This is a genomic window from Streptomyces sp. NPDC088097 (genome assembly GCF_044741845.1).
Taxonomy (GTDB): Bacteria; Actinomycetota; Actinomycetes; order Streptomycetales; family Streptomycetaceae; genus Streptomyces.
In genome coordinates, this window is sequence record NZ_JBIUTJ010000002.1 from 132,505 (window position 1) to 147,949 (window position 15,445).

Genomic DNA, 15,445 nt, shown 5'->3' on the forward strand with positions numbered 1-15,445 from the left:
CCACGCCGTCACGGACCGGCCTGCGCCGCCGTCTTCGCCTTGGTCGGCCTGCTCGCCGCAGGCTGCGGCGGCGGAGCCCCCGAGTCCACCAAGGGAGCCGCGGCAGAGAGCCACGAACTCACCCTGCAACCCGTCGGATCGCCCGGCCCCGAGCCCTTCACGGCCTCCTCCGCCACCGGCGAGTCCGCACCCGTACAGCCCCCGCTGCCCAACGCGAGCGGCAAGGGCATCCGTACGGTCGGCGCCGCCACCCCGGGCCTCTACGGCGGCACCAACCGGCTCGGCAGCTGCGACGTGGAACGCCAGATCGGCCTCCTCACCTCCGACGACGGCAAGACCCGCGCCTTCGCCGAGGCCTCCGGGGTGGAGCGCGAAAAGCTCCCCGACTTCCTGCGCGCGCTCACTCCGGTGGTCCTGCGCGCCGACACCCGCGTCACCGACCACGGCTTCCGGGCCGGCCGGCCCGCCGGCTACCAGGCGGTGCTCCAGGCGGGCACGGCCGTCCTCGTCGACGACCACGGCATGCCCCGGGTCCGCTGCGCCTGCGGGAACCCCCTGTCCTCGCCGCGCGGCGGGAAGGGAAACCCGGTGCTCAAGGGCGACCAGTGGAACGGCTACCAGCCCAACCAGGTGATCGTCATCGAGCCGACGGCCCAACCGATCAAGAACCTGGTCATCGTGAACGTCGCCGACAACACCTGGATCGACCGCAGGAGCGGCGACGACGGGGCCCAGGACAAGCCCCCGCGGGTGGTGCCCCCCTACGATCCCGCCGACGGCATCCCGGACGGGCCCGCGACCCAACCCGATCCGGCGGACCCCTGCGCCGGGCCCGACCCGAACAGCCTCGCCCGGACCACCCCGCCCGGGACGCCCTCCGCACCCCCGGCAGCCGGCCCACCCGCCGCGGGGCCCCCGCCGGCGGACCTCCCGCCCGCCGACTTCCCGTCCGGCGTCGCCCCACCCGCCGCGGGGCCCCCGGCCGCCGGCCCGCCGGCCGCGGACCTCCCGCCCGCCGACCTTCCGCCCGCCGGTCCTCCGGCTGCCGATCTCCCGCCCGCCGACCTTCCGGCCGCCGGTCCTCCGGCCGCGGACCGTCCGTCCTCGGGTGCCGCGTCCGGGGACCTCCCGGTCGGCGACCTTCCGCAGGACGTCCTGTCCGGCGACCTGTTCCCCCTGGACGTCCTCCCCGGCAATCCCGCCTCCGGCGGCCTGCTGCCCGGCAACCCGCCGGCCGCCGGCCCCCCGTCCGGCGACGCGCCGTCCGGCGACGCGCCGTCCGGCGACGCGCCGTCCGGCGATCTTCCGGCCGCGGGCCCGCCGGCCGCCGACGGACGCCCCGACGCACCGTCCGCCCCCGTGACCCCGTGCCCGTCGCCGACCGCGCCCGCCCCGCCCCGCGCCCAGGACCAGCCGCAGCAGCCCCAGCAGCGACCCCAGCCCGAGCAGCCGGGCGTGCCGCAGGACGTACCGGGGGCGCCCCCGTCCGACGTGCCCGGCGACCGGTCCCAGGACCAGCCCGGACAGCTCCCCGACGACCCCGCCATGACCCCGTACCCGGACGAGCGCACCGGCCCCGACACCGCGGTCCCGGACGACCCCTTCGGCTTCCCGGACCCGCTGCATCAGTCCGCCGACAGCGCCCCCAACCTGGAGAGCGCCTGATCCGCCGCTGTGTCATGGTGGACCGGTGCCGAGCACCACATCGCTTCCGGACGACTGGCCCGCACATCCGAACCGGTCGCTCTCGCTGAACCGGATGGGCAGTTTCGACTGGGACCTGGTCACCGGGCTCATGCACCTGGACGCGGCGGCCCTCGACGTCTTCGACACCACCCCGGAGGAGTACGACGGGCGCCCCGAGTCCCTGTCCCCGCGCGTTCCGCCCGCCGAGTCCACCCGGCTCGACGCCCTCGTCTCCGCCGCACTGAAGAGCGGCGTCGACACCTACGGCGCCTACTTCCGGATCCGCTGCCGTGACGGCAACCTGCGCTGGACCCACACCCAGGGCCGCGTCATGCGCGATCCGGACGACGGGCGCCCGTACCGAATCATCGGGATCGTCCGGGACGCCACCGAGGAGCTGAGCCACTCGGCCGAGCGGCTCGGTCTGGACGAGGAACGGCGGCGGCAGACCTCCGTGGTCGAGAGCACCACCGCCGCCCTCGCGCACGCCCGCACCGTCAAGGACGTCATCGACGCCCTCGGCGACGCGCACGGTCTGGAACGGCTCGGCTCGATGGGCATGGTCATGGGCCTCGTCGAAGCCGGCCGGATCCACCTGGTGGCCGAGGGCCCGGCCGGCAGTTTCGTCCCCGGCACCCGCTACACGCGCATCGACGAGCAGTACCCCATGAGCGAGGTCGTCCGCTCGCTCCAGCCCCGCTTCCTCGACTCGGCCGAGGAGTTCGCCCACGACTACCCCGGCCTCTGGGCGAAGATCTCGTCCATGCGGATCTCCTCCGCCGCCTACCTGCCGCTGATCGCCCAGGCCCGCCCCATCGGCGCCATCGGCCTGCTCTACCAGGACAAGGACGGCTTCACCCAGGAGGAGCGCAACCTCCTCGTCGCCCTCGGCAGCAGCATCGCGCAGAGCCTCCAACGGGCCATGCTGCTGGAACAGGAACACGACCTGGCCGAGGGCCTCCAGCAGGCCATGCTGCCCCGCCGCATCCCGGCCGTGCCCGGGGCCCAGATCGCCGTCCGCTACCGCTCCGCCCGGATGGGCCAGGACATCGGCGGCGACTGGTACGACGTGATCCCGCTCCCCGGCGGCCGGGTCGGCGCCGTCATCGGGGACGTCCAGGGCCACGACACCCACGCGGCGGCCGTGATGGGTCAGCTGCGCATCGTCCTGCGCGCCTACGCCGCCGAAGGGCACTCGCCGGCCACCGTGATCGCCCGGGCCTCCGTCTTCCTCCACGAACTCGACACCGACCGCTTCGCCACCTGCACCTACGTGGAGGCGGACCTGTCCACCGGCGTCCTCCAACTGGTGCGGGCGGGCCACCTCGACCCCCTGCTGCGCACCCGTGACGGCGATTGTCGGCGGGTGCTCACGGAGGGCGGCATGCCGCTGGGCCTGTCGGCCGAGTTCGGCCGCCTGGAGTATCCGGTGACCACCGTCGAACTCGATCCGGGGGAAACGCTTCTGCTGTGCACCGACGGGCTGGTCGAACAGCCCGGGGCCGACCTCGACGACGGCATCGCCCTGCTCACCGCCCTGATCCGCAGCGGACCGGCAGAGCTCCAATCGCTCGCCGACCGCCTGTGCGAGGTGGTCGACGACCGGGGCGGCGACGACGACATGGCCCTCCTCCTGCTGCGCCGCGAGGAGACGCAGGCCCCGCAGGGCGGCGGTCGGCTCCAGCAGCACGTCGCCCCCGGGGACCCCGAGGCCCTCGTCGCCGCCCGCCACATGATCGGCGCGGCGGTGCGCGCCTGGGGTGCGCGCGGTCGGGCCGACGAGATCGAGCTCGTCGCGGACGAGCTGATCGTGAACGCCCTGATGCACACCGACGGGCCGGCCATCGTCACCCTGCGCGTGCTGACCGGCCCCGAGCGCAGGCTCCGCGTGGAGGTCGAGGACCGCTCCAGCGCCCTTCCCCGACGCCGAGAGGCGGGTGACTCCGGGGTCTCGGGGCGCGGCCTGATGCTGGTGGACCGGCTCGCGGACGTCTGGGGGGTGGAGTCCCGGGGCAGCGGCAAGTGCGTCTGGTGCGAGTTCGTGATGGGCTGACCCGCCCCCGGCCGGCTCTCCTTCACCCTCCCCGGCTCGCGCTTCGGCCGACGGGGCGCCACCCTGGGAGGATGCCGGAGCTGCCGGAGGTCGAGGCGCTGAGGGTGTTCCTCGACGAACACCTCGCCGGGCGGGTGGTCGCGCGCGTCGTCCCGCTCGCCATCAGCGTGCTCAAGACCTACGACCCGCCCGTCACCGCCCTCGAAGGCGGCCCGGTGGGTCCCGTGGCCCGCTTCGGGAAGTTCCTGGCCCTGCCGATCGGCGAACTCCACCTCGTCACCCACCTGGCCCGGGCCGGCTGGCTGCGCTGGCACGACACCTTCCCCGCCCAGCCGCCCCGCCCCGGCAAGGGCCCGCTCGCGCTGCGGCTCGTACTGGAGGGCGACGGCGGCTTCGACCTCACCGAGGCGGGCACCCAAAAGCGCCTCGCCGTGTACGTGGTGCGTGACCCGGCGGAGGTGCCGGGCATCGCCCGGCTCGGCCCGGACCCGCTCGGCGCCGACTTCGACCGGGAGGCCTTCGCGGCGCTGCTCGCGGGGGAACGGCGGCAGATCAAGGGGGTGCTGCGCGACCAGGGCGTCATCGCGGGCATCGGGAACGCGTACAGCGACGAGATCCTCCACCAGGCGAAGGTGTCCCCCTTCAAGCTGGCGGCCTCCTTCGACGAGGAGCAGATCACCCACCTCTACGAAGCCGTCCGGGACACCCTGGGCGAGGCCGTCGAGCGGGCCCACGGCGTGGCCGCCCGGCAGCTCAAGGCCGAGAAGAAGAGCGGGCTGCGCGTGCACGGCCGGACGGGCGAGCCGTGCCCGGTGTGCGGGGACACCGTCCGTTCGGTGTCCTTCGCGGACTCCTCGCTCCAGTACTGCCCCACCTGCCAGACCGGGGGCAAGCCCCTCGCGGACCGCAGGCTTTCGCGCCTCCTCAAATAGCGGGGCCCTGCGTAGACTCCGCGACCATGGCCGACCCCCTCCAGCAGCCGCCGCCCCGGCGGGAGACCGTCACCGGGGTGCCGCGCGGTGCCCGCAGGCGGCCGCCCGGGCACACCCCGGCCCGCTCGGAGATCTCCGAGCAGACCACCCTGGGCGCCACGTACGTACGGGCGCTGATGCGCAGTCAGCTCCGCGCCGGGCTGGGCGCGCTCGCCGTCCTCGCGCTGCTGCTCGGCCTGTTGCCGCTGGCCTTCCTGCTGCCCCGGGCGGCCTCGGGCCCGCTGGTCTGGATCGCGCTCGGGGTGGCGGCGTACCCCGCGATGTGGTTGATCGCCCGCCGGTACGTGGCCCGCGCCGAACGCAACGAGGCCGATTTCACCGGCCTGGTCACGGAAGCGGCGGACCTCCCGCCGGGCCACGTGCCACCCCCGCGCTGAGCCCGGAGCCCGGAGCCCGGAGCGGCGGGGCGCGTCGCGCCGCGTCAGAACAGGTGCATCGCCAGGTGCCCCAACGGCAGCCCGAGCTGCCACGCCGGAGTCCAGACGCGGGCGTTCTCGTCCAACCCGACCGGTGCGTCGAGGAGTTCGAGGCGTGCGGGGTCGAGGTTGGTGGCGAACAGCTCGGTGTGGTCGAGCCAGCGCCAGGCCGCCCGGGCCAGTTCGAGGTCCGGGTCCTCGTCGTCGCCCCGCTCCCTGGCCTCCTCGCCGAGCGCGAGGAAGCGGGTGTGGACCCAGTCCCGCCACGGGTGCCCGTACGCCGTCAGGGACAGCCACTCGTCCAGTTGGGAGACCACCCGGATCCCGGAGAGCTCACCGGCCGCGTCCGAGAGGTAGATGGTCAGAGCGAGCGTGTCCCGCCCGGCACGGAACTCCAGTGTGCTGGCCGGGATGAGCCGGCCCGTGCGCAGCAGCTCGTCGGCGATGTACTCCGCGTAGAGCCATGCCATGGGCACTGCCAGTCCGCCGTCACTGGTGCCGTTCGAACCCTCGGGCTGCACCGTTCCACCTTCTCCCGTGCGATGAGCTTCCCACTGTCACCCCGAGCCTTCACCGCCGGGCTCGGCTCGCGGGGCATGTTTACGCAACTTGAACGGTCTGGTGCCGATTTGGATGCGCTATCTGTCCGATTCCTGCGCATGGGGGACGATCCGTGAGTGCCTCGCCGCCGGCCGGAACCTGTGGTGCGGGCGCCGAGGGGCGTGTGCCTCAGGCGCCCAGCCCGTACCCGTCGAGGCCCTTGCGCAGCGCCCGCAGGGCGTAGTAGGTACGGGACTTGACCGTTCCGGCCGGAATGCCGAGCCGGGCCGCCGCCTCGGCCACCGAGCGGTCGCGGAAGTAGACCTCCAGCAGTACGTCGCGGTGCTCCTGACCGAGGCTGCCCACGGCCCGGCGGACGTCGATCGCGGTGACCGAGCCCGACACCGCGTCCTGGGCCGCCGGCGCCTGCTCCAAGCCCTCCGGATCGACCTCCTGGGGCCGTGACAGTCGTGCCCGGCGGGCGTCGATCGCGAGCCGGCGGGCCACGGTGAACAGCCAGGGTCGCATGGATTCGTGGCCGCTCGACAGCACCTCCGGGTGTTGCCAGACCCGTACGAGCGTCTCCTGCACGAGGTCCTCGGCGCGCTGCGCGTCCCCGGCGGTCAGGCCGAGGAGGAAACCGAACAGCGCCCGCCCGTGGTCGCGCTGGAGTTCGGCGAGGGCCTCGGGATCCGTGCGCCGGAGGGTGGGGGAGAACGGCACGAGTGGCTCCTTCCGGGCTCCGCTGGGGCCTCGGGTCTCGTCTGGGGCGCGGACACCCTCACCCTGACCTGCACGGAGCCCTCCGGGAACCGTCCGGTGGCGCCGGTGCGCCCAAGCACCCGGGTCGACCGGTGGGCGGCCCGGCCTGGCGGTGAACGGTCGAACGGCGCGGCGAACGGCCGTGGGCCATCGGAGTGGGACCGCGCGGGCGGGCGGCAGCGTTCCTTGACTTGACTCCCCATCTCTTATGGATTGCCTTTCATCCGACAGTCGTACAAATGAAGGCCGGGACAGATGACCAAGCGCACCGTGCGCGCCCTCGCGCTGCTCTCCGCCGTCCTCCTGCCGGCCGCCGCCGCGGGCTGTTCCGCTTCCGGGGAGCGGGCGCCCGCCCGGCTCGGCCCCAGCGCGGGCGCCCCGGGGGCCGCGTCCCCGTCCGGGACCGCCGCCAAGGGCTTCACCCTGGTCGCGAGCGGCGACGTACTGCCCCACACCTCGGTCATCCGGCGCGCGGCGGCCGACGCGGACGGGGACGGCCACGACTTCCGCCCCATGTTCTCCGCCGTCAAACCCGTGGTCTCGGCCGCCGATCTGGCCCTGTGCCACATGGAGACGACCTACGGGGAGGACGGCGGCCCGTTCAGCGGCTACCCCGCCTTCGTCTCCCCGCCCTCGGTCGCCGACGCCCTGAAGGACGCCGGCTACGACGGCTGCTCCACCGCCTCGAACCACTCCCTCGACGACGGCGCCGACGGGATCAAACGCACCCTCGACCGCTTCGACAAGGTGGGCCTCGGCCACGCCGGCACGGCGCGCACCGCCGCGGAGGCGGCCAGGACCACCCTCTACAAGGCGGGCTCCGCCAAGGTCGCCCACCTCGCCTACACCTACGACACCAACGGCTACCCGATGCCGGACGGACAGCCCTGGGCGGTCAACGTCACCCGCCGGGAGCGCGTCCTCGCCGACGCGCGGGCCGCGCGCAAGGCCGGCGCGGACGTGGTGCTGGTCAGCCTGCACTGGGGCACGGAGTGGCAGACGGAACCGGACGAGACGCAGCTCGCCCTCGGCAAGGAGCTCACCGCGTCGCGGACGGACGGCCGCCCCGACGTCGACATGATCCTCGGCACCCACGCGCACATTCCGCAGGCCTACGAGAAGGTCAACGGCACGTGGATCGTCTACGGGATGGGCGACCAGGTGGCGGGCGAGATGTTCGACCACTCGGGCGCGCGGGACATGCGCGGCAACTACGGCTCCATCGCCCGCTTCACCTTCGCCCCGCCGGCGGCGCCCGGGCAGCGCTGGAAGGTCGCCAAGGCCGAGTTCGTCCCGCAGATGATGGACCTCGACGCGGGCAAGGTCGTCAACCTCCCGGCCGCCCTCGCACAACACCCGGGCAACGACACGTACGAGACCGCCCAAGAGGCCGTCTCCGAAGCCGTCCTGAGCCGCGACGCGGCGAAGGACGGTCTGACGATGGGCCGTTGAAACCACCGCTTTCGGATCTCGCCGGCCGGCCGGTTAACCTACCGGTCTCTGGAAAGATCCAAAACGGGGGACGAGCAACGGTGAGCGACCAACAACACGGCCAGGACTGGCAGATACCACCCGCCGGCGGACGGATTCCACCGGCCGGCGGGCCGGTGCCCCCCGGCGGACCGGTGCCCCCGGCCGACTGGCGGACGCCGCCGGTCGGCGCACAGGTACCGCCCTCCGGTGTCCAGATGCCGCCCTACCCCCTCACGGCCCCCGCGCAGCCGGCCGGCGGGAGCGGAACCTCCCACCGCGGGGCGTGGATCGGAGCCGGGGCGACGATGCTGGCCGCCGTGGTCACCCTGGCCGGGGTCTGGCTGATGGCGCCCGACCAGGCCGCGAAGCAGCCGTCGACGGCGAACGGGCCCCTCGCGCCCGCCGACCCCGCCACGAAGGCCGCGGGCGCCCCGAACGCGTCCGGCGCCGCTCAGGCACCCGCTACCGCCGCGCAGCCCTCGGCCCCCACCGCCCCCGCCGCGCAGGCCGGCGGCACCCTCCGCTGGGAGGGCCCGCTGGTCCTCGCCTACGCGGAGGACCGGGACCTCGACTCCTCGCCGCCCGTGACCTCGCCGACCAACGCGCACAACGACTTCTCCCTCTACGACCTCGCCGGCCCGCAGCTGAGCCCCCAGCGCGGAACCAAGGCCCTGGTGTGGGAGACCGAGGGCGCGGTGCCCACGTACGCCGACTGCGCCGCCGCCGTCGTCACCCGGGCGACCACCGCGACCATCGAACTGAAGGCCGGCATGGTGCTGTGCGCCGTCACCAACGAGGGCCGGGTCGCGCGACTGCGGGTCAAGGAGCTGAGCGGCAGCGTGATCAGTCCTCAGGGCGTCTTCCAGATCACCGTCTGGAACAAGGCCTGACCGTAGGCCCCACCGCGCCGCTTCGACGGTGGTGCCGCAGGCCTACGGCACCACCGTCACCGGCCAGCGGCCCGCCTTGACCAGGCGCACCGCCACCGAGCCGACGATCCGGTGGCCGGCCTGCTCGGAGCCGCCGACGACCACCGCGTCGGCCTTCAGCTCGTCGGCGGCGCTCACGAGGCCCGCGTAGGGGTCTCCGTGGAAGGTGTGGAACTGCCAGCGCACCTCGAAGATGCCCTTGAGGCGTTCGGCGGAGGCGCGGACCTCGGCCACTATGCCCTCCGCGATCTCCGAGGTGGTGTCCCCGACGGGCACCCCCATCGAGGCCCCGGCGGCCATCACCGGCTGGACGTACACCAGCGCCAGGAGGGCGTTCTGCCGGCGCGCCAGTCCGGCCGCGTAGGCGGCCGCGCGCAGGGACGAATCCGACCCGTCAATGCCGGAGACAATGACCTTCGGGCCGTCCGTGCCGCGCTCGAATCCCGTGTTCACGTGCTCTGTCACGCTCCCGAGGCTATCCGGCTCGCCGCGCGGACCGACGCCCCCCTCCCTACAGTGCCAAGCATGAGTGCCACGCCGACGGAGACCCGAGGAACCCGCAACCGCTTCCTGAACCGCGTCCCCGACGCCTTCGGGGCGTTCTTCGGAACGCTCGGTCTGCTGTGCGCGCTGCTGGCGCTCTCCCCGGCGCTGCGCAGACTGCTGCGGCCCGTCGTGCGGTTCCTCGACGCCTTCGTGGTGCCGGTCAGCGAGAACCTGGCGTACGCCGTGTTCCTCTTCCTGCTGGCCGCCGCCCTCGGCGCCCGCAAGAAGATCGCCTGGTGGATCGTCATCACCTACCTGGCCCTGCTCGTGCTCGTCGACGTCCTGATCATCGCCGACGGGGACCTCTGGATCGGCGGACCCTCGATGGCCATCGCGGTGGCCGCGTTCGTCGTCCTGATCGCCGGCCGCCAGGAGTTCTACGCCGCCTCCCGCACCGGCGCCGTCTGGCGGGCCATGCTCGTGCTCGGCCTCGGACTGCTGGGCGCGGTGCTGCTCGGCTGGGGCCTGGTCGCGCTGTTCCCCGGAACCCTGCCCAAGGGTCAGTGGCTCGACTGGGCGGCCAAGCAGGTCTTCGGCGGACTCTTCTCCGCCCGACAGTTCGACGGCCGCCCGCCCCGCCCGCTGTACTTCCTGCTGGGCCTCTTCGGCGCCCTCGCCCTGCTGAACGCCGCCGCCACCCTCTTCCGTTCCCAGCGCCTGACGGCCGCCCTGCACGGGGACGAGGAACCGCGGCTGCGCGCCCTGCTCGGCGCCTACGGACGCAACGACTCCCTCGGCTACTTCGCCACCCGCCGCGACAAGGCCGTCGTCTTCGCCCCGAACGGCAAGGCCGCGGTGACCTACCGGGTCGAGGCCGGGGTCTGCCTCGCCAGCGGCGACCCGGTCGGCGACCCGGCCGCCTGGACCCCCGCCGTCGACGCCTGGCTGGCCGTGGCCCGCCGCTACGGCTGGCAGCCCGCCGTGATGGGCGCCTCCGAGGACGGGGCGACCGCGTACGCCCGCTCCGGGCTCGGCGCCCTCCAGCTCGGCGACGAGGCCATCCTCCAGGTCGCCCACTTCGACCTCGACGGCCGCGAGATGCGCGTCACCCGCCAGGCCGTCAACCGGGTCCGGCGCACCGGCGCCACCACCCTGATCCGCCGCCACTCGGCCCTCTCCGAGGACGAGATGCAGACCATCGTCGACAGTGCCGACAAATGGCGCGACACCGAGACCGAACGGGGCTTCTCCATGGCCCTGGACCGGCTCGGCGACCGCGAGGACGGGGACTGCCTGCTGGTGGAGGCCTTCGACTCCGAGGGCGAGCTGATCGCCCTGCTGTCCTTCGTGCCCTGGGGCCGCGACGGCATCTCCCTGGACCTGATGCGCCGCGACCGCGCCGCGCCCAACGGGGTCATGGAGTTCATGGTGGCCGAGCTGTGCGCCGCCGCCCCCGGACTGGGCGTGCGCAGGATCTCCCTCAACTTCGCCGTCTTCCGCTCCGCCTTCGAGGAGGGTGGCCGCATCGGCGCCGGCCCCGTCCTGAAGCTGTGGCGCAAGCTGCTGCTCTTCTTCTCGCGCTGGTGGCAGTTGGAGGCCCTGTACCGCTCCAACGTGAAGTACGGGCCCGAGTGGTACCCGCGCTTCCTCTGCTACCAGGACGCCGGCTCCCTCGCCCGGGTCAGCCTCGCCTCCGGCATCGCCGAGGGCTTCGTCTCCGTGCCGAGCCTGCGCACCCTGTGGGGCAAGGGCCACCCCAGGGGGCTGACGGCTCCCGCCAACACCTCCGCGCTGCCCTCCATCGACTCCCTCGGGCTGGACCTCGTCGGGGAGGGCGACGGGGCGACGACCGAGGAGCGGCTGCCCGAGCAGGTCCGGGTGCGCCACGCCAAGCTGGACCGGATCCGGGCCGCGGGCACCGACCCCTACCCGGTCGGGATCCGGCAGCGCACCCACACCGTCGCCGAGCTGAAGGCAGCCCACCCCGGCTACCCGCCCGCCGCCCGCACCGGCGAGGAGGTGACCCTCGCCGGGCGGGTGATGGTCGTGCGCGACCTCGGCGGGGTGGTCTTCGCCGTCCTGCGGGACTGGACCGGCGACACGCAGCTGATGCTCACCCGGGACGAGGCCGGACCCGAGGTCATGGACGCCTTCACCTCCCAGGTCGACTTCGGGGACCACGTCGTGGCCACCGGCGAGGTCGGCTCCAGCCGCGCCGGCGCGCTCTCGGTGGTGGTCACGTCCTGGCAGCTCACCGGCAAGTGCCTGCGCCCGCTGCCCGACAAGCGCAAGGGCCTCGCCGACCCCGAGGCCAAGGTTCGGCGGCGTTACCTCGACCTGGTCGCGAGCCCCGCCGCGCGGGACGTCGTACGCTCCCGCTCCCACGCCGTGCAGGCCCTGCGCCAGAACCTCCTGGACCGGGGATACCTGGAGGTCGAGACCCCGATGCTCCAGCAGATCCACGGCGGAGCCAACGCTCGGCCCTTCCGCACCCACATCAACGCCTACGACCTGGACCTCTACCTGCGGATCGCACCCGAGCTGTACCTCAAGCGGCTGTGCGTCGGCGGTATGGAGAAGGTGTTCGAGATGGGCCGCACCTTCCGCAACGAGGGCGTCTCCTACAAGCACAACCCCGAGTTCACGATGCTGGAGGCCTACCAGGCCTTCGCAGACTACGACGTGATGCTCGACCTCGCCCGCGAACTGATCCAGAGCGCCGCCACCGCCGCCAACGGCTCGCCGATCGCCCTCAAAGCGGGGCCCGACGGGAAGCTCGTCGCCCACGACATCTCGGGGACCTGGCCGGTCAAGACGATGTACGGGGCCATCAGCGAGGCCCTGGGCGAAGAGGTCGACGCCGATACCGAGGAGCACGTGCTGCGCCGCCTGTGCGACGGCGCGGACGTACCGCACCGACCGGAGAACACCCGCGGCGACGTGGTCCTGGAGATGTACGAGCGGCTGGTGGAGGAACGGACCACGCTCCCCACCTTCTACAAGGACTTCCCCACCGACGTCTCCCCGCTGACCCGCCAGCACCGCAGGGACCCGCGGTTGGCCGAACGCTGGGACCTGGTGGCCTTCGGCACCGAACTGGGCACGGCCTACTCGGAACTGACGGACCCCGTCGAGCAGCGCCGCCGCCTCACCGAGCAGTCCCTCCTCGCGGCGGGCGGCGACCCCGAGGCGATGGAACTCGACAACGACTTCCTCGACGCCCTCGAATACGCCATGCCCCCGACCGGCGGCCTCGGCATCGGCGTCGACCGGCTGGTCATGTTCCTCACCGGTCTGACGATCCGCGAGACGCTGCCGTTCCCGCTGGTGCGCCGCGGCTGATCGGTGGTCCGAGCGGGTGAGGGGAGCGGGGCACGACCGCGCCCCCCGCCCACTTCGGCGATGTCGTTGATACGTAGTAATAATGACAAATGACGAGCAGACAGTAGGGCGACGCGTGCTCCTGCGTACCGCCGTCTTCCTCGGAATCGCCGGCGCCTCAGCCCTCCTTTCGGGAGGCGAGACCGGCAGCCCGGTCCCCGGCGCGGCGACCGGGCCGGGCGCCGGGCCGGGCTCGGGATCCGTGGGCGCCCTCGGCGCACCGGGCGTACGGGCCGGGGCGCTCCCCGAGAAGTCCTACCGGCTGCGGCCCATGACCGCAGAGGCGCCCGCCCGGCCGCCGGCCGTGAAGCCCGCCGTACGGACCCGGCCCATCCTGCAACTGCCCCCCGACGCCGCCGGCGGCGGGCTCGGTGCCACCGGGGCCATGGTGCTCACCTTCGACGACGGCCCGGACCCCCGCTACACCCCGGCCATCCTCGACACCCTCGCCCGGTACGGGGTCCGCGCGATGTTCTTCGTCTGCGGGGAGATGGCCACCGACAACCGCGACCTGCTGCGCCGGATGGTCGACGAGGGACACGTCATCGGCAACCACACCTGGACCCACCCGCTGATCCCGAGCCTGAACCGGGGCGCCCTCGCATCGGAGATCGGGCGCACCAGCGACGTCGTGCGACAGAGCGTGGGGGAGGCGCCGGTGTGGTTCCGCGCCCCCTACGGGGCATGGAACCGGGCCGCCTTCGAGATCGGCGCCGACCTGGGGATGGAGCCGATGGCCTGGACGGTCGACACCCTCGACTGGAAGGAGCCCGGGACCGGGGCCATCGTCTCCAGGGCGCTGGACGGCGCCGCCCCCGGGGCGATCGTGCTGAACCACGACGCCGGCGGGAACCGCTCGCAGAGCGTCCAGGCCGTGGCCACGTACCTGCCCCAACTCCTGGCGCGGGGCTACAAGATGACCCTCCCGGTGCTGCCACCCCGCTGAGCCCCCCTTCCCCGGCTCTCCCGCCCGGACGGCACACTGGTGGCGGGGGGCCGGGCGCGGTGGGGCGCGCGGCCGCAGGAGCACACGGAGTGCGTCGGTGGATCTCAGTGCGGTGATCATCGCGGTGGCGGGTGTCGCGGGAACCCTGGGCGGGTCCCTGTTGACCCAACGGACGGCGGAGCGCGCGCGCCGGCGGGAGATGGAACTCGCGCGGACCCAGGAGGAGGTCCGCGAGGAACACACCCTGCGGCGGACCAGCTGCGTGGAACTCAACCGCGAGGCACGGCAGTTCACCACGGCCTTGGGACGGCACCTGCACGTCATGCGGGAACGCGCGGTCGAGGACGCGGACCGTGACGCGCTCGACGGGGCGAAGGCCGCGCACCGCGACCGCTACTCCGAGGCGCAGATGATCCTGCCCGACGCGGTGCTGGACCGGGCGAGCGCCGTCAACCTGGCGCTGAGCGCGGTCTACGGCACCGTCAAGCGCCTCGAACGAGGTGAGCCCGAACCGGGAGAGACCCCGGAGGGCGCGGCGCGGGCCCAGTACGCGATCTGGGGCCTGCTTCGCTCCATGAGGTACGTCATGCGCCTGGACCTCGGGGTGCGGCAGGAGACCCCGGCGTCCGAGGTCCGGGCCCCGGGGCAGGGGCGGCCCGTGGGGCCCTGAGGGGTGCTCGCCCCGTACGCCCCGTACGCCCCGTACGCCCCGCACCCTCCGGCCGTGAGGGGCGGGAGGGTGCGGGGCGGGGGAGACGCGCGGCGGGGGGAGACGCGCGGCGGAACGTTTCCTCAGCGGGACTGGACCATCCGGGCGAAGACCACCACGTTGCCGTCGTAGCCCTTCGCCTTCGAGTAGCCGCCGCCGCAGGTGATCACCCGGAGTTCCGCGTGCCCGGTGTCCCCGTACACCCGGGCGCCGGGGAAGGCGTCCTTGGAGAACACCTCCACGCCGTACACCTCGAACACGGCCGTGCGCCCGTCGTACCGCTCGACCTCGATGTGGTTGCCCGGCTTGATCGAGCCGAGGCCGTAGAAGACCGCCGGCCCCTGCGCGTTGTCCACGTGGCCGACGATCACCGCCGAGCCCTGCTGACCGGGCGAGATGCCGTTGAGGTACCAACCCGCCAGGTTGCGGTCCTGCGGCGGCGGGGCGTCGATCCAGCCCTGCGCGTCCAGGCCCACCGTCATCACCGGCGCGTCCACGTTGATCGTCGGAATCCGGATGCGCTGCACCGACGAGTGCTCCAGCACCTCCATGTCCGGCGGCGGCGTGGGCGGGTTCGCCGGCAGCTGGTCCGCCCGTACCGCGACCGCCGCGGCGGCGGTGGGTTGCGGCGGCCCGTCCTCCAGGTTCGCCCCGTTGCGCATCATGGCGAGGCCGCTGAGCAGCACCAGCGCGAGTGGGCCCCAGGGGGAGTACCTCCTCCTGCGTGGCTGCTCGTACTCGTCCTCGGTCATGGCTCTCCCTTCCGAACGCGGGGGTCCCGACCCGCGTTCCAGTCCCACCCCGGTACGCCCTTCTTCACGCACGCTAAGGGTGTGCACGTCGGTAGGCGATCGGGGAGGGGCGAACGGGTGGTGCGTCCGGAAGGGGTGCGCCCATCCAGGTAATCGTCACATAAATGTCTGACGGCTCGTGACCTGCGGATCCGTCAGATCATCGGCTCGCGCTTCGGCGTGTCGCTCCCCGTGCGGCCCAAAGGCGGAAATGCGCCCGCCGCGCACCACCCCGAGGGTTCGTGATGGGAGACGTTCTCGTCGATCTGCCCGGGCCACCG

At 73.4% G+C, this 15,445-nt stretch carries 13 protein-coding genes; 9 read left to right on the plus strand and 4 right to left on the minus strand.

What is annotated here, in order from left to right; all coding sequences use genetic code 11:
• Positions 1–39 precede the first annotated feature (39 nt).
• From ACIOD1_RS06670 to ACIOD1_RS06685, 4 genes are all read left to right on the plus strand, one after another.
• Positions 40–1,665 (plus strand): DUF6777 domain-containing protein, encoded by a 1,626-nt coding sequence (locus tag ACIOD1_RS06670; RefSeq protein WP_401900666.1) that lies wholly within the window; start codon positions 40–42, stop codon positions 1,663–1,665.
• Between the two features lie 7 nt (positions 1,666–1,672).
• Positions 1,673–3,739, plus strand: a complete 2,067-nt coding sequence (locus ACIOD1_RS06675) for a SpoIIE family protein phosphatase (protein WP_365620037.1) — start codon at positions 1,673–1,675, stop codon at positions 3,737–3,739.
• Positions 3,740–3,810: 71 nt separating this feature from the next.
• A complete protein-coding gene (locus tag ACIOD1_RS06680) occupies positions 3,811–4,671 on the plus strand; it encodes a DNA-formamidopyrimidine glycosylase family protein (RefSeq protein ID WP_365619679.1) in 861 nt (286 codons plus the stop codon).
• A 26-nt stretch (positions 4,672–4,697) separates the two neighbouring features.
• Positions 4,698–5,108 carry a hypothetical protein gene (locus ACIOD1_RS06685; protein WP_365619676.1) on the plus strand — a complete coding sequence of 137 codons (411 nt, stop codon included), beginning with the start codon at positions 4,698–4,700 and terminating at the stop codon, positions 5,106–5,108.
• 44 nt (positions 5,109–5,152) lie between these two features.
• On the opposite strand, the gene ACIOD1_RS06690 is transcribed toward ACIOD1_RS06685, so the two are convergent.
• Together ACIOD1_RS06690 and ACIOD1_RS06695 are read right to left on the minus strand one after the other, a co-directional pair.
• Positions 5,153–5,617 carry a hypothetical protein gene (locus tag ACIOD1_RS06690; RefSeq protein ID WP_365620034.1) on the minus strand — a complete coding sequence of 155 codons (465 nt, stop codon included), beginning with the start codon at positions 5,615–5,617 and terminating at the stop codon, positions 5,153–5,155.
• Between the two features lie 259 nt (positions 5,618–5,876).
• Positions 5,877–6,410 carry a sigma-70 family RNA polymerase sigma factor gene (locus tag ACIOD1_RS06695; RefSeq protein ID WP_401900670.1) on the minus strand — a complete coding sequence of 178 codons (534 nt, stop codon included), beginning with the start codon at positions 6,408–6,410 and terminating at the stop codon, positions 5,877–5,879.
• A 294-nt stretch (positions 6,411–6,704) separates the two neighbouring features.
• Between ACIOD1_RS06695 and ACIOD1_RS06700 the strand changes: the two genes are divergently transcribed.
• Positions 6,705–7,901, plus strand: a complete 1,197-nt coding sequence (locus ACIOD1_RS06700; RefSeq protein WP_365619670.1) for a CapA family protein — start codon at positions 6,705–6,707, stop codon at positions 7,899–7,901.
• 236 nt (positions 7,902–8,137) lie between these two features.
• Entirely contained in the window at positions 8,138–8,812 is a 675-nt protein-coding gene (locus ACIOD1_RS06705) for a hypothetical protein (RefSeq protein ID WP_365619667.1), read from the plus strand.
• Between the two features lie 42 nt (positions 8,813–8,854).
• Here ACIOD1_RS06705 and ACIOD1_RS06710 read toward each other — a convergent pair whose 3' ends face one another.
• On the minus strand, positions 8,855–9,316 hold the full coding sequence (locus ACIOD1_RS06710) for a universal stress protein (RefSeq protein ID WP_365619665.1): 462 nt from the start codon (positions 9,314–9,316) through the stop codon (positions 8,855–8,857).
• A gap of 60 nt (positions 9,317–9,376) precedes the next feature.
• On the opposite strand from ACIOD1_RS06710, the gene lysX reads away from it, so the two are divergent.
• The 3 genes from lysX to ACIOD1_RS06725 all read left to right on the plus strand — a co-directional run bounded on the left by lysX (position 9,377) and on the right by ACIOD1_RS06725 (position 14,334).
• Positions 9,377–12,679: a bifunctional lysylphosphatidylglycerol synthetase/lysine--tRNA ligase LysX gene (gene lysX / locus ACIOD1_RS06715; RefSeq protein ID WP_401900673.1), complete on the plus strand. Its 3,303-nt coding sequence runs from the start codon at positions 9,377–9,379 to the stop codon at positions 12,677–12,679.
• Between the two features lie 82 nt (positions 12,680–12,761).
• A complete protein-coding gene (locus ACIOD1_RS06720) occupies positions 12,762–13,664 on the plus strand; it encodes a polysaccharide deacetylase family protein (RefSeq protein ID WP_401900675.1) in 903 nt (300 codons plus the stop codon).
• 97 nt (positions 13,665–13,761) lie between these two features.
• On the plus strand, positions 13,762–14,334 hold the full coding sequence (locus ACIOD1_RS06725; protein WP_401900677.1) for a hypothetical protein: 573 nt from the start codon (positions 13,762–13,764) through the stop codon (positions 14,332–14,334).
• Positions 14,335–14,456: 122 nt separating this feature from the next.
• On the opposite strand, the gene ACIOD1_RS06730 is transcribed toward ACIOD1_RS06725, so the two are convergent.
• Complete coding sequence (locus ACIOD1_RS06730) at positions 14,457–15,125, minus strand: class F sortase (RefSeq protein ID WP_365619653.1); 669 nt, start codon at positions 15,123–15,125, stop codon at positions 14,457–14,459.
• Positions 15,126–15,445 lie beyond the last annotated feature (320 nt).

What these genes read in the sequence shown, in the direction of transcription:
- ACIOD1_RS06680 (WP_365619679.1), top strand. Translation starts at nt 3,811, where the DNA reads ATGCCGGAGCTGCCGGAGGTCGAGGCGCTGAGGGTGTTCCTCGACGAA.
- ACIOD1_RS06685 (WP_365619676.1), top strand. Translation starts at nt 4,698, where the DNA reads ATGGCCGACCCCCTCCAGCAGCCGCCGCCCCGGCGGGAGACCGTCACC.
- ACIOD1_RS06690 (WP_365620034.1), bottom strand. Translation starts at nt 5,617, where the DNA reads ATGGCATGGCTCTACGCGGAGTACATCGCCGACGAGCTGCTGCGCACG.
- ACIOD1_RS06700 (WP_365619670.1), top strand. Translation starts at nt 6,705, where the DNA reads ATGACCAAGCGCACCGTGCGCGCCCTCGCGCTGCTCTCCGCCGTCCTC.
- ACIOD1_RS06705 (WP_365619667.1), top strand. Translation starts at nt 8,138, where the DNA reads ATGCCGCCCTACCCCCTCACGGCCCCCGCGCAGCCGGCCGGCGGGAGC.
- lysX (WP_401900673.1), top strand. Translation starts at nt 9,377, where the DNA reads ATGAGTGCCACGCCGACGGAGACCCGAGGAACCCGCAACCGCTTCCTG.
- ACIOD1_RS06720 (WP_401900675.1), top strand. Translation starts at nt 12,762, where the DNA reads ATGACAAATGACGAGCAGACAGTAGGGCGACGCGTGCTCCTGCGTACC.
- ACIOD1_RS06730 (WP_365619653.1), bottom strand. Translation starts at nt 15,125, where the DNA reads ATGACCGAGGACGAGTACGAGCAGCCACGCAGGAGGAGGTACTCCCCC.